Here is a 13,292-nt window from a genome sequence, read left to right as displayed (position 1 = left end):
CAATGTCCGTGCGTAGGGATCGCCACGCTCGGGTCTTCCTTGCTCTATCAGGATGAATCGCCGCTCAGCGCCCGATTCAGAGTTCAGTTCGAGGACGGCGTGTCCGGTAGTGCCTGACCCAGCAAAAGGATCGCAAACGATGCCCTTTGGAGGGCACCAAATTTGGATGATCTTCTTAAACAGTTTCAGAGGCTTACGGTTTCGAAGCCGTGATCGCGCCCAACAAGGACGCCCAACTCGTTGATACCGGACTGACTGTGTCCGCTCTGAGAATGACCCCAGGACGTCGATCCGAGCTCTAGGGGTTCGTCGTAATCGTCTTCCGCCCAGTATGTCGTCGGGACCATGCCCTGCTTTACGCTCTTCAGGTACTTCTTGACGCCGAACGTGCCGATGCCGCCATCGCGCCAATGTCCAATTGGCCACGGACCGGTATCACGGATTTTCTCCGCCCGCCGGCGTGCCTCTGCTAAATCACCGTCAATGACAAGTGCATCGACGCATCCGTCGTCCAGCGATTTGGAGACGTACTCAGACCCGTAGGCCATGAGCAGTTTCTTCAACTTAGGCCGTTCAATCGCCCAGCACCTTCCATCGCTGGGATAAACCATCTTACCCGTGAACGGGTTCTGAATAGCGTAAACTTGGCCGCGATGGCTATCCGCTCCCTGCCCTGTCAGATCGCCTGGCTTCCATGGGTCGGAATCTCCATCCCAGGTGCCGTATCGGGAATTCGTTTCCTCGCTTCTGGGCAACAACTGGGTCGCCGCGCGGTCCGCATTCTTCGCATAAACTAGGACGTATTCCGTCTGCGTTGAAACATGCGCCTTCCTGCCGACGTTGTTCTTCGGCGCGTATGATTTCTGCCAGTTCAGCACGGCGATCCGATTCCGCTCGCCAAAGACCTCGTCTAGGAGCATACCCAGACGGAAAAGCTCGCGATGGTCAATGCAAATTGCGAGGACTCCGCCTGGCTTCAGCATCTCCCTCATCATCCACAGGCGCGGTGTCATGAACCTCACCCATTTGGAATGCCTACTACCGTCGTCTGCGGGCACGATGCTTCCAAGTTCCGGATCGTTGGGATCTTCGTCCCAGCGGTCGTTGTAACGGAAGTCGGATCCGGTGTTGTAGGGCGGGTCGGTTAGAACGAGATCCACTTGCCCGCGATACTTGTATAGGCTGACAAGCGCCTGGAGGTTTTCGCCCTCCATCAGCACATTCGCGGACTGCTCTTCCTCGGTACCTACGGATAGCTTGGCTTCGATACGCTGCGAACGTGGCTCCACTCGTCTGACAATCTGCCAAGGAGGCGTTTGCCCAGGATATGTCATTCGGATGCCGCCGAGGTCCGCCCCGTCTCGCTCAAGCAAGGCGCGAATGAGTTCGTCCCTACTCAGCTTCCCGTAATCCGTCATACAAATTCCTCGAACATCATGCGACCAAACAAAATTTCGCAACCAGGCGTGAAGTCAACCATTCACGGAGTTTGCTCCGCGGAAGCCGTTGGCCCACCTTGACTACTCAAGGATGACACGACATCACCTCGGGTGGAACCGCTTCCATCACCTTATCCTAGGTCAAAAAACTGATCGCCCGCTCGGCACGTCGTCTTTTGCGAAGAGCAGCCCTCTTCGAAGGTCATTTCCATCTACCTACTCAACATCCACCAAGTTTCTCTGATTTGCCAACACCATGCTCCTAGCTGCCAGCGCCGAGAGACTGTTCCTTTTTTGTTCCGGAAAGTCAAGGTTGTCGCTCGGCCGGTTCAGGATCGCCTGCAGCTCGAAGCCGAATTCGATCCAGGCGTCGCCGCTGTTGTTGCGGGTGACGATTTTCAGCGGCAAGAAGCCGGTCGCGTAGTCGCCGGTCGATCCGAAGGGCTGGATCGGCCGCACCGCGCGGATGGTCAGCGTCACCGGGTCGGCGGTGTCCAGTTCCTCGGTGACCACGATCGGGTCGGCGCGGGTGCCGGTGCCCGTGGCCGACAGAATCCGGAAGCCGCCGCGTTCGTCGGAGAAGGCGTAGGCGCCGGCTTCGAAGATCCCGCCGGCTTCGGCGCGCGGGCAGCTCGCGGCCAGCAAGGCCGCGAACACCTGCACACAGCGCAAGCCCGGACGCGTCATGGCCCGAGTATGAACGACAATTGCCCGGCCGCATACTGGCCGGCGATATGCTGGAATGACGATGGCTTTGGCGGCCGTCGAAAGAAATGCCGCCGCTCCCGCGCGACGGGATAGTTCAGCCGACTTAGCCCCCCGCCACGGCGCGCACACTGTCCCGCTCCACCAGCGGGCATTCCAGCTTGGTGATGGGGTAGCGTCCCTGCCCGGGCGTTGCCGGTGCCTCGAGCTGTTCGATCGCCCATTGGCCCATCGCCATATGCGGCAGGATCGAGGTGGTCAGCGGCGGGAACAGATGCCGGGCGATCTCCTCGTCGTCGTAGCCGACGACCGAGATGTCCTGCGGAATGTGCAGGCCGGCTTCCTTCAGCGCCTCGTAACAGCCGATCGCGGTGCGATCGTTCTGGCAGAAGATGGCGGTCGGGCGGTCTTTCAGCGCCAGCAGTTTTACCGTCGCGGCATAGCCGGCGCTGGCCGACCAGTCGCCCTCGACCACCAGCTCCGGGTCGAACGGGATGTCGGCGGTGGCGAGCGCGCGGCGATAGCCTTTCAGCCGGTCCTGGGCGGCCTGCATCCACGGCTCGCCGGTGATGGTGGCGATGCGGCGGTGGCCGTGGCTGATCAGATGCCGGGTCGAGCTCTGGCCGCCGGCGATCTCGGACGGCACCACGGCGGGGAAGGCGTAGTCGGCCGTGTAGCAATTGAGCAGGATCACCGGGATGTCGAGGCTGTAGAGGAAGTCGGGCGCCGTGATCTCGCGGGTGAAGATGGTCATGTAGATCAGCGCCGAAATGCCCCGCCTCGTCAGCGCCTGGATGGCGCGCGGCTCCATCACGGCGTCGCCCATGGTCTGCGCCACCAGAAGCACGTTGCCGGCATTCCACGAGGCCTGGCGCGCGCCTTCGATGGCGACCACCGCCTCCGGGCTGGTCGCCAGCTGGTCGACGGCGAAGCCGATCACCCCGTCCAGCCCGTCGAAGGCGGCGACAGGCTTGCGCAGCGCCGAGAAGGCCGGCGCGCTGTAGCCCAGCGCCCTCGCGGCCTCGATCACCCGTTCGCGGGTCTGCTGCGACAGCTTGATCCCCGGCGAATTGTTGAGCACGAAGGAAACGGTCGCCTGCGAACAGCCGGCGGCCCTGGCGATATCGGTCATGGTGACCCGCCCCTTGGGCTTGGCCGGCGCCTTGCGGCGCCTCGCCGTGTCGATGGCCGTATCCCTGGTCTCGCTCATGGCAGTCGTGTCCCCAATCCCGGCCTGTCTAGCGGCAGCCTGCCGGCCCGACAAGATGGCGCGGCGGCGCCGATTTATAGAAACCGCTGCCTCGTTTATATCTATTAGTGACCGCGGGGTCCATCGATCATAAGGCTCCGGGTGCACAAGGAAGCTTTGCCTGCAGGGCTTTGAGCGTCGTGTGGCCAGGGCATGGGTTCCTCAACGCATCGTCCGCCGTGGCGCCACGATGTGCCCGAACATCGGCTGAAAACTAATAGTGTTTACTAATACAAGAATGCACTGTAACGTCAATCCGTCGCGTCCGGCCTCGCTGGTTTCCAACGCGGCGGAAAAGCGAATGTCGATGGCCCGATGGCGAGCGGAGATTGCCTCCGCGAGCATTGTCTCGGATATGTGATATGTCAGACAAATCCGACTATTTACGAACGAAGGATGAGTCTCTAAAGTCCGTGGCCGTGGCTGGAACGACGCCATTCTCGTGAGTGCCGGGAAACCCTGAGGAGGAGGGGGGGTATTCAAGCCGCGAACGGCAAATTCAGGTGAGCACGCAATTCTAGTGAGCAAGAAGTTCTAGTGAGCAAGACGGGTCAGCCCGACGGCTGAACCAAAAAGGGAGGTTGAACATGAAGTCCTTGATACGCAATGCATCCGTGGCCGCCGCGGCCCTGGCTGTCGGCCTGACGGCGACGGCCATCGCGCGTGCCGACGACAAGCCGACGCTGGCTTTCGTCGTCAATGGCGCTTCCGATTTCTGGAAAGCGGCCGAAGCCGGCGTCAAGAAGGCGCAGGGCGAACTGCCCGACTACAATCTCGAACTCAAATATCCCGAACAATCCTCGGTCGCCATCCAGCAGCGGCTGATGGACGATCTGGTGACGGCCGGCGTCAAGGGCATCATGGTTTCGGCCGTCGATCCCAAGACCTCGACCGATGGCCTGAACAAGATCGCGTCTGAAACCGCGCTGTTCACCACCGACAGTGATGCGCCGCAGACCAAGCGTGTCGCCTATATCGGCTCGTCCAATGTTGACGCCGGCAAGCAGGCGGCCGAAATCGCCAAGAAGGCGATGCCGAATGGCGGCAAGTGCCTCGGCTTCGTCGGCCTGCTCGGCGCCGACAATGCCAAGGAGCGCATCCAGGGCATGAAGGATGGTCTCGCCGGCACCAAGATCGAACTCGTCGACGTGCGCGGCGACGATATCGACCAGGCGCGCGCCAAGAAGAATGTCGAGGATGCGCTGGTTGCCAGCCCAGACGTCACCTGCATGGTCGGCTTCTACTCCTACAACACGCCGCGCATCTATGAAGCGTTGCGCGATGCCGGCAAGCTCGGCTCGATCACGGTCGTCGGCTTCGATGACGATCCGATCACGCTGGGCGGCGTCAAGGAAGGCACCGTTGCCGCCACCGTCGTGCAGCAGCCCTTCGAATGGGCCTATCAGGGCATGAAGCTGATGGCTGCCTACCTAAAGGGCGACAAGTCGGGCATCCCGGCCAACGGCCTGATCATCATCCCCACCAAGATCATCGGCAAGGATGATGTCGACGCCTATGCCGCCAATCTCAAGGCGATGTCCGGCAAGTAAGACCACAGGCAGTTCAGCCGGCTCAACTTCGCTTGAGCCGGCTGCGCGCATTGACGAACCCTTCGAGGATCGTCAGTCTGCCGGAAGGCCGGCCCGCTAACTGCTGTCAGGCATGATGAACTATTCCGATACATCCATCGCAGCGACGACGCCGTTCCTCAGCCTCGAGAACGTGCGCAAGACCTATCCGGGCGTCGTCGCGCTGGATGGTTTTTCGATGGAGGTCAGGCCGGGCGAGGTCATCGGCCTCGTCGGCGAGAACGGCGCCGGCAAGTCGACCCTGATGAAGATCCTCGGCGGCGTCACCACGCCGGACACCGGCACGATCACGGTCGATGGGACCGCTCACAACAGCTTGACCGTCGAAGGCAGCCTGGGTTCGGGCATCGCCTTCGTCCACCAGGAACTCAACCTGTTCGAGAACCTCGACGTCGCCGCCAACATCTTCTTCGGCCGCGAGCCGCTGCGCGCCGGACCGCTGAAACTCGTCGACCGCACGAAGCTGCGCGAGATGGTGGCGCCGCTCTTGAAGCGCGTCGGCGCCAATTTCTCCGCCGATGCGCAGGTCGCCGACCTGTCGCTCGCCCAGCAGCAGATGGTCGAGATCGCCAAGGCGCTGTCGATCAAGGCAAGGCTGGTCATCCTCGACGAGCCGACATCGAGCCTGCCGATCGCCGAGACCGACAAATTGCTCGATGTCATCAAGGCGCTGAAGGCCGACGGCATCAGCGTCATCTTCATTTCGCACCGCCTGCACGAGGTCGAGCGTGTCGCCGACCGCGTCGTCGTGCTGCGCGACGGCATGCTGGCCGGCACGCTGGGCAAGCGCGACATCGGCCACGACCAGATGGTCAAGCTGATGATCGGCCGCATGCTGAAGGAGCGCGAGAAGGCCTCCGAGGCCGCGCGCGCCCCTGGCGCCACGGCACTTGCCGCCAAGGCCATCCGCACGCCCACCTATCCCGGGCGGCCGGTCGACCTCGATGTCAGGCGCGGCGAAATCCTCGGCCTTGCCGGCCTGGTCGGCTCCGGCCGCACCGAACTGGCGCGGGTGTTCTTCGGCATCGACGGCAGCCTTGGCGGCACGCTCGAACTCGACGGCAAGACGCTGGCGCTGGGGTCGGCCGCCGATGCCGTCGCGCACGGCATTTTCCTGGTGCCCGAAGACCGCAAGCTGACCGGCATCCTGCTCGACCTGTCGATCGCGCAGAACATTTCGCTGCCCAATTTGCCGGCGCATTCAAGGCGCTCGCTGGTGTCGGCCAGTGCGGAGACCGCCACTGCCGAGAAGCAGAAGAAAGACCTCGGCATCAAGGCGCCTTCGGTGCAGACGCGCACCGGCACGCTGTCGGGCGGCAACCAGCAGAAGGTCGTGCTCGGCAAGTGGCTGGCCATGAACCCGAAGGTGATGATTCTCGACGAGCCGACGCGCGGCATCGACATCGGCGCCAAGGCGGAAATCTACGGGCTGATGCGTGCGCTGGCCGATGCCGGCGTCGCCGTGCTGATGATCTCCAGCGACATGGAAGAGGTGATCGGCGTGTCCGACCGCATCGCCGTCATGCATGAGGGCCAGATCTCGGGCATTCTCGACAAGGACCAGTTCAGCCAGGAAAACGTGCTGCTGCTGGCGGTGGGCAAGCAGCCGAAATAGTTTTTGCGCCGGGGTCGAGAGACCGCGCACCCTGCTCAGGCAGGCATTGGGGAGAAGACGATGAGCAAGAAAGATCTTGGCCTGCTGATCCTGATCTTGGTGGTCGGGGCCATTGTGGCGATCATCAATCCGCGCTTCCTCTTGCCGATCAATCTCGCCAACACCTCGAACCTGATCGGCCTGTTCGGCATCCTGTCGATCGGCCAGGCCTTCGTCATCATCACCGGCGGCATCGAACTGTCGGTCGGCTCGGTGGTGGCGCTGCTGGGAACGCTGTTCATCGACTTCATCGCCGTGCGCGAATTGGACTGGCCGCTGGCCTTCGTGCTGATCATCGCGCTCGGCGCCATCATCGGCCTGGTGCATGGCTGGCTGATCACCAGGCTGAAGCTGCAGCCCTTCGTCGTCACCTTGTGCGGCCTCTTGATCTATCGCGGCGTCGCCCGCTTCTACACCGCCGACGGCACAGCCGGCTTCGCCTTCGGCCAGAATTTTCCCGAGCTCGAATTCCTCACCGCGGGCCGTTCCTATGGCGTGCCCAACAGCTTCATCGCGCTGATCGTCATCGCCATCGTCATGTGGGTGGTGCTGCACCGGTCGGTGTTCGGCCGCTATCTCTACGCCATCGGCAAGAATGAGGAGGCGGCGAAATATTCCGGCATCCGCACCGGCCGCATCGTCATGGCCGCCTATGTCATCTGCGGCGTGCTGACGGCGCTGTCGGCGATCTATTTCGCCATGTACACGCGCTCGATCTCGCCGGCCAGCCACGGCCAGTTCTATGAACTCTACGCCATCGCCGCGGCCGTGCTCGGCGGCTTCTCGCTGCGCGGCGGCGAGGGTTCGCTGATCGGCGTCATCCTCGGCACCGTGCTGCTGCAGGAGCTGCAGAACCTCGTCAACCTGCTCGGCATCCCGTCCTCCCTCAACTTCGCGGTGATGGGCGGCGTCATTCTCATTGGCGTGCTCGTCGACCAGCAATGGGGTGTGTTCCGCGCACGCCGGCTGATGGTCGATGCCGCCCGCAAGAACGTTGCCGGCGCGCCGGCGGAATAATGGCGCCGGGCGACGCTGCCGCTTGCCCGACTCCTAGGGATATTATAATAGCATAACCCGGTATTGCTCGGGGGTGTGCGGGACATGCGCTGCGATTTGCGAGGCAAGGTGGCGCTGGTCACGGGGGCCGCGGGCGCCATCGGCAGTTCCATCGCCAGACGCCTGTCCGACAATGGTGCCGCAGTCGTCGTCGCCGACATTAACGGCGAGGGCGCAAAAGAGGTGGCGGCCGGCTTGACCGATGCCATGGCTTGCGCCACCGACATCCGTGATGCCGCCTCGGTCGACGGCGCCATCGCCGCGATCATGCGGCGCTACGGCCGCCTCGACATCCTCATCAACAATGCCGGCGTCAACACGCTGGCGCACCGCGTCACCCTGGACGAATTCCCGCCCGAGGAATGGGACCGCATCACCGGCATCGATCTCGACGGCCTCTACATCATGAGCCGGGCTGCACTGGCCCCCATGCTCGCCGCCGGCAGGGGCGGGCGCATCGTCAACATCGCCTCGGTTGTCGGCCTTGCCGCCATGCGCCTGCAGAGCCCATTCGTCGCCGCCAAGGCCGCCATCATCCATCTGACGCGGTCGATGGCGATTGAACTCGGTGCCAAGGGCATCCTGACCAATGCGGTCGCCCCGGGCTCGGTGATGACGGCGCTGACCGCCAAGCTGTTTTATGGCGACGACGGCAAGTTCGCCGGCCGCACGCAGGAATTCCTCGCCCATGTGCCGCTCGGCCGGCCGGCTGAACCGCAAGAGATCGCCGAGGCGGTGCTGTTCCTGGCCTCGCCGGCCGCCAGCTACGTCAACGGCCAGGTGCTGGCCGTCGATGGCGGCTGGACTGCAGGGTACATGATGTGAGCAACGCGATGGAAATCGATCTCAACGGCGCCGCGATAGCTCTCGATGGCGAAACCAACCCGATCGTCGACGCCGTGCTTGCCGCATTGCGTGTCAATGGGGGCACGCTCGTCGAGGCCGGGGATGCCGCCGACATCCTGCTGATGTCCAACCCGCTGCGCCCGGGAACGACGGTGCAGGATCCCCGCTACCAGCATAGCGATGCGCGCCGGGCGGCCGTGGCCATGGCCGAGCGCGGCGGCGGGCGCATCGTCTTCCTGATCTCCGCCACCGCCGGCATGCCGATGCGCCGCCATCCGCGCTTTTCCATGGAGAACGCCGCGATGTTCGCCGGCATGCGTGCGCTGGCCATGGAGTTCGGGCCGAAAGTGCAGGTCAATGCCGTCGGTTTCGGCGCGGTCGAGGATGGAACCCTGGTTTCGGGCGACAAGGCGATGCTCAGCCACACGCCGGTCGGCCGCGCCGGCTGCATCGAGGAAGCGGTCGCGGCCGTGCTGTTCTTCTGCGATCCGCTCAACACCTACACGACGGGCCAGATGCTGGGCGTCGACGGCGGATGGACGGCAGGCTATGGGCGCAATTTCTGAACCGTTGATACCCGCTATCCCCGCGGGGTCCGTCGCTGGAAACCGTCCGCCACACCAGCTATGAGTGGACGTTTCGGCGTGATCCGCGGGGCATTGCCTTGCTGGATCGCGCTTTCTTGGAGCGTGGTGATGGTCGACAAGCCGCCGGCGGGCGAGAAGAAGCCGCAACGCCTCGGCGTTCGCGAGATCGCCAAGCGTGTCGGCGTGGCGCCGATGACGGTGTCGCGCGCGCTGTCCAATCCCGACATGGTCTCGCCGGAGACGCGCGCCAAGGTGCTGGAGGCCATCGAGCAGGCCGGTTTCGTGCCGAACCGGCTGGCGTCCAGCATGCGCGGCAATGGCCGCATGATCGGCACGGTGGTGCCGCCGCTGATCAATTCGGGCATTGCCGAACAGGTGCAAGGCATGTCCGACGAATGCCACGAGAGCGGCTATTCGATGCTCCTGGTGCAAGGCGAATTCACGCAGGAAGCCGAGGAGAAGTCGATCCGCAACCTGCTCGGCTGGCGCCCGGTCGGGATGATCCTGCAGAGTTTCGTGCAAAGCGAGACGGCGCGTGCGCTTCTGAAGAGCAGCGGCGCCCCGGTGGTCGAAATTTCCGAGATCAAGGGCCGCAAGCCGATCGACATGGTGGTCGGCGTCTCCAACTTCGAGACCGCCTATGCCATGACCATGCATCTGGCGGCCAAGGGCTACAAGCGCATCGGCTTCGTCTCGACCCCGATTCACGGCAATGACCGCCTGCGGCAGCGCCGCACCGGCTACCATGCCGCGCTCACCGAACTCGGCATCAAGAACCATGCCGGCATGGAGGTCGAAGTGCCGATCACCGCGCAGGGCGGCGCCGAGGCACTGGTGACGCTGACCTCCCGCCACAGGGATATCGACGCCATCTTCTTTTCCAGCGACACGCTGGCGGTCGGCGCCGTGCAGGAATGCCACCGGCGGCGCTGGGCGGTGCCGGGCAGGATCGCCATCGCCGGCTATGGCGACATGGATCTGGCAGCCCAGCTTTTTCCGCCGCTGACCACGGTGAAGGTCAATCGCTACGAGATGGGCCGGCGCGCCGTGCGGCAATTGCTGGCAAGGCTAGGCGGCGACACCAAGGTGCCGACCATCACCAGCCTCGGCTTCGAGATCGTCGACCGCGAAAGCGCGTAATCAGGACGTCGTCTTCCCCGCCTCTTCCCGACGCCCAAGCCGCTTTTCCCACCCCTCCGCATGGACGTTGAGATAGGCATTGGGATCATAGGGATGATCCTTGATTGCCTCGATGTTGAGATCGATGCCGAGGCCCGGCCCATCCGGCAGCGACAGATGGCCGTTGTCCGGGTTGACGGTCGGGTGCCAGGTCACGAGGTCGCGTGTCCAGGGGTCGTTGAAGGCGTCGAAATGTTCCTGGATGAGGAAGTTCGGCACCGCCGCCGCCAGCTGCAGGCACACCGCTGTCGCCACCGGTCCGCCGCTCTGGTGCGGCGCGATGTGGCTGCCATGCGCGAGCGCCAGATTGGCCACCTGCATCGATGGCGCTATGCCGCCGAGCGACATCGGCTCGGGTTGGAAGATGTTGACGCCGCCGCCGGCCGCCAGCGTGTAGAATTGCCCGACCGTGTCGTACATTTCGCCGGTCGCCACCGGGATCGGCGAGCGATGCGCCACTTCGTGCACGGTCTCCTGCCGGTCGCGCGACGTCGGCTCCTCCCACCAGTAGATATCGAGATCGGCGAATTTCTGCGCCGCCTGCAGGGCGGCGATCTCGGTGAAGCGCGCATGCACGTCGATCAGGATCCGCGTGTCCGCAGGCAGTTCGTCACGCAATGTCCGGCAGATCGCGTAGGAAAGCTGCAGTTCCTCGCGCGAGATAAAACCTTGCGCGGTGCCGAACGGGTCGAGCTTGAACGCCCTGAAACCCTTGGCCAGAACCGCTTTGGCGGCCTCGAGAAAGGCCTCCGGTGTGCGCTCGGTGCGATACCAGCCATTGGCGTAGCCGAGCACGCTGTCGCGCACCTGGCCGCCGAGCAACTGATGGATCGGCACGCCGAGGCTCTTGCCCAGAATATCCCAGCAGGCGACCTCGATCGCCGCGATCACCGTACGGTGGATATGGCCGCCGTCGAGCGAGACGCTGTCCAGCATGCGCCTGGCCAGCGCATTGATGCGGCGCGGATCCTGGCCGATGGCGAGATGCTTGAGCTCGTGCACGCCGGCTTCGGTGGTCTTGATGAAGCCGTTCAGCGTGCCTTCGCCGATGCCATGGATGCCCTTGTCGGTGTGGACCTTGATGAAGAGCCAGTTCTTCCAGCCGGCGCCGACGGTAAACGTCTCGATTTCGGTGATCTTCATGCAATAGCCCTACTTCAGCGCGGCAATCGTTGCGATGACGGCCTCTGTCGTCAGGCCGTATTTCGCCTGCAAGGTCGGCACCGCGCCGCATTCGATGTAGCGGTCCGGCAGGCCGATGCGCGTCACTCTCTTCGCAATGCCGGCATCGAACAAGGTCTCGACCACGAGGCTCGCCAGGCCGCCGACGACAACATGGTTTTCCGCGGTGACGATATGGCTGACGCCGGCTGCGAACGTGGCCACGGCTTCGGCGTCGAACGGTTTTATGGTCGGCACATGCAGCACGCCGGCGGCGATGCCTTGTATCCGCAACGCGTCCGCGGCATCCAGCGCCCGTTCGGTCATGAAGCCGGTCGAGATGATGCCGATATCGGACCCTTCACGAAGCGGCCGCGCCTTGCCGATTTCAAAACGATAGCCGGCTTCAAATACCACCGGCACGGAACCGCGCAGCAGCCGCATGTAGACCGGCCCGCGATGCGCGGCGATCGCCTCGGTCGCCGCATCGATCTCGGTGGCATCGCAGGGATCGATGATGGTCAGGCCGGGGATCATGCGCATCAGCGCCAGATCCTCGATCGCCTGGTGCGTGCCGCCATAGCCGGTGGTCAGTCCCGGCAGGCCGGCGACGATCTTGACGTCGAGGTTGGAGTGGGCGAGCGCGATGGCGACGAAATCATAGGCGCGCCGTGTCGCGAACACGCCATAGGTGGTGGCGAACGGCACCTTGCCGGTGCGCGCCAGCCCGGCGGCGACGGCGACCAGGTTCTGCTCGGCCATGCCGACATTGAAGAAGCGGTCCGGGAAAGCGTCGCGGAACGGCAAGATATCGGTGTATTTGCCGAGATCGGCGGTTAGCCCGACAATGTCGGGCCGGCTCTGGCCAAGCCGCGCCAATGCCTTGCCAAACGGGGCCTCCACGCTTTGCCGGCCGCCGCCAACGGCTTCGTCCTGGCCCATGGCCAGCGTGCGGCCGGCCTCCGTCGCCGCGCCGCTCATTGGGCTGCCCCCACGGTCTTGTCGAACTCGGCTATGATGCCGTCCCACTGCGCCACGTCGATACGGAAGAAGTGCGATTTCTCGGAGGTTTCGATGCGCGGCACGCCTTTGCCGGGCAGCGTGCGCAGCACGACCGCTTTCGGCTTGCCGTTGCGCTCGCGCGCGCCGGCCAGCGCGCCGACTATCGCCATCATGTCGTTGCCGTCGATCTCCGATGTCTGCCAGCCGAAGGCGCGCCATTTGTCGGCCACCGGTTCCATGTCGAGCACCACCGGCCCGTCGGCCTGGATGCCGTTGCAGTCGATCAGCGCCACCAGGCCGTCGAGCCTGAAATGGCTGGCCGACATCGCCGCTTCCCAGGTCGAGCCTTCCTGCATTTCGCCATCGGACAGTTCGACGAAGACGCGCGCGTCCGATTTGTCGATGCGCAGGCCCAGCGCCTGGCCGACGCCTTGTCCCAGGCCATGGCCGAGCGAGCCGCCGATCATTTCGACGCCGGGTGTGGTGTCGAGCGTCGACATTTCCAGCCGGCTGTTGTCGGCGCCGTAGGTGATCAGCTCCTCAACCGGGATGATGCCGGCCTCGGCCAGTGCTGCCCACAGCGCTATGGAATAGTGCCCGGTCGAGAGCAGGAAGCGGTCGCGGTCGGCCCACGCCAGATTGTGCGGGTCGTAACGCAGTTCATGGAAATACAAAGCCGCCAACACATCGGCGATACCAAGACCCTGGCCGATATAGCCCTGGCCCTGACCGCGCGCCATGGTCAGCATGTGGCAGCGCAATTGCGTCGCCTTGCGTTCGAGCGCGCCGATGTCGGCGGTGCCGGGAGGAGAGTTTCGCAGCATG

At 63.9% G+C, this 13,292-nt stretch carries 12 protein-coding genes and 1 pseudogene; 6 read left to right on the top strand and 7 right to left on the bottom strand.

The genetic code is table 11. The annotated features are described in order from the left end of the window. Positions 1-99 precede the first annotated feature (99 nt). From AC1DPX_RS03040 to AC1DPX_RS03025, 4 genes and pseudogenes are all read right to left on the bottom strand, one after another. Positions 100-162, bottom strand: a pseudogene (locus AC1DPX_RS03040) (hypothetical protein); the annotation flags it as partial. 23 nt (positions 163-185) lie between these two features. Then, positions 186-1,418, bottom strand: a complete 1,233-nt coding sequence (locus AC1DPX_RS03035; RefSeq protein ID WP_477234485.1) for a site-specific DNA-methyltransferase — start codon at positions 1,416-1,418, stop codon at positions 186-188. Between the two features lie 237 nt (positions 1,419-1,655). Continuing rightward, positions 1,656-2,126, bottom strand: coding sequence for a hypothetical protein (locus AC1DPX_RS03030; RefSeq protein ID WP_477234483.1), 471 nt, complete (start codon positions 2,124-2,126; stop codon positions 1,656-1,658). 124 nt (positions 2,127-2,250) lie between these two features. Beyond that, positions 2,251-3,354 carry a LacI family DNA-binding transcriptional regulator gene (locus AC1DPX_RS03025; RefSeq protein WP_477234481.1) on the bottom strand — a complete coding sequence of 368 codons (1,104 nt, stop codon included), beginning with the start codon at positions 3,352-3,354 and terminating at the stop codon, positions 2,251-2,253. 626 nt (positions 3,355-3,980) lie between these two features. Between AC1DPX_RS03025 and AC1DPX_RS03020 the strand changes: the two genes are divergently transcribed. The 6 genes from AC1DPX_RS03020 (at position 3,981) to AC1DPX_RS02995 (ending at position 10,265) form a co-directional block, all read left to right on the top strand. Then, a complete protein-coding gene (locus AC1DPX_RS03020; protein ID WP_477234479.1) occupies positions 3,981-4,943 on the top strand; it encodes a sugar-binding protein in 963 nt (320 codons plus the stop codon). A 115-nt stretch (positions 4,944-5,058) separates the two neighbouring features. Next, positions 5,059-6,597, top strand: coding sequence for a sugar ABC transporter ATP-binding protein (locus tag AC1DPX_RS03015; RefSeq protein ID WP_202359237.1), 1,539 nt, complete (start codon positions 5,059-5,061; stop codon positions 6,595-6,597). 60 nt (positions 6,598-6,657) lie between these two features. Beyond that, positions 6,658-7,653, top strand: a complete 996-nt coding sequence (locus tag AC1DPX_RS03010; protein ID WP_020629113.1) for an ABC transporter permease — start codon at positions 6,658-6,660, stop codon at positions 7,651-7,653. An 84-nt stretch (positions 7,654-7,737) separates the two neighbouring features. Beyond that, entirely contained in the window at positions 7,738-8,517 is a 780-nt protein-coding gene (locus AC1DPX_RS03005) for an SDR family NAD(P)-dependent oxidoreductase (protein WP_477234477.1), read from the top strand. Then, a complete protein-coding gene (locus tag AC1DPX_RS03000) occupies positions 8,514-9,104 on the top strand; it encodes an SDR family oxidoreductase (protein ID WP_477234475.1) in 591 nt (196 codons plus the stop codon). The genes AC1DPX_RS03005 and AC1DPX_RS03000 overlap by 4 nt, the downstream gene beginning before the upstream one ends. 129 nt (positions 9,105-9,233) lie before the next feature. After that, the gene (locus AC1DPX_RS02995) at positions 9,234-10,265 is read left to right on the top strand and encodes a LacI family DNA-binding transcriptional regulator (RefSeq protein WP_202356758.1); all 1,032 of its coding nucleotides are present in this window, start codon (positions 9,234-9,236) and stop codon (positions 10,263-10,265) included. Here AC1DPX_RS02995 and AC1DPX_RS02990 read toward each other — a convergent pair whose 3' ends face one another. From AC1DPX_RS02990 to AC1DPX_RS02980, 3 genes are read right to left on the bottom strand one after another with little or no spacing between them, the layout of a single operon-like run. After that, positions 10,266-11,447: a mandelate racemase/muconate lactonizing enzyme family protein gene (locus AC1DPX_RS02990; protein ID WP_202356757.1), complete on the bottom strand. Its 1,182-nt coding sequence runs from the start codon at positions 11,445-11,447 to the stop codon at positions 10,266-10,268. A gap of 9 nt (positions 11,448-11,456) precedes the next feature. Then, a complete protein-coding gene (locus AC1DPX_RS02985) occupies positions 11,457-12,446 on the bottom strand; it encodes a transketolase family protein (protein WP_477234473.1) in 990 nt (329 codons plus the stop codon). Continuing rightward, complete coding sequence (locus tag AC1DPX_RS02980; RefSeq protein ID WP_477234471.1) at positions 12,443-13,291, bottom strand: transketolase; 849 nt, start codon at positions 13,289-13,291, stop codon at positions 12,443-12,445. The genes AC1DPX_RS02985 and AC1DPX_RS02980 overlap by 4 nt, the downstream gene beginning before the upstream one ends. Position 13,292: the final 1 nt, after the last annotated feature.

Source organism: Mesorhizobium sp. 01N446 (assembly GCF_056399285.1).
The sequence above is the reverse complement of the archived record's forward strand: the minus strand, read 5'-3'. Positions and strand labels throughout refer to the sequence as shown.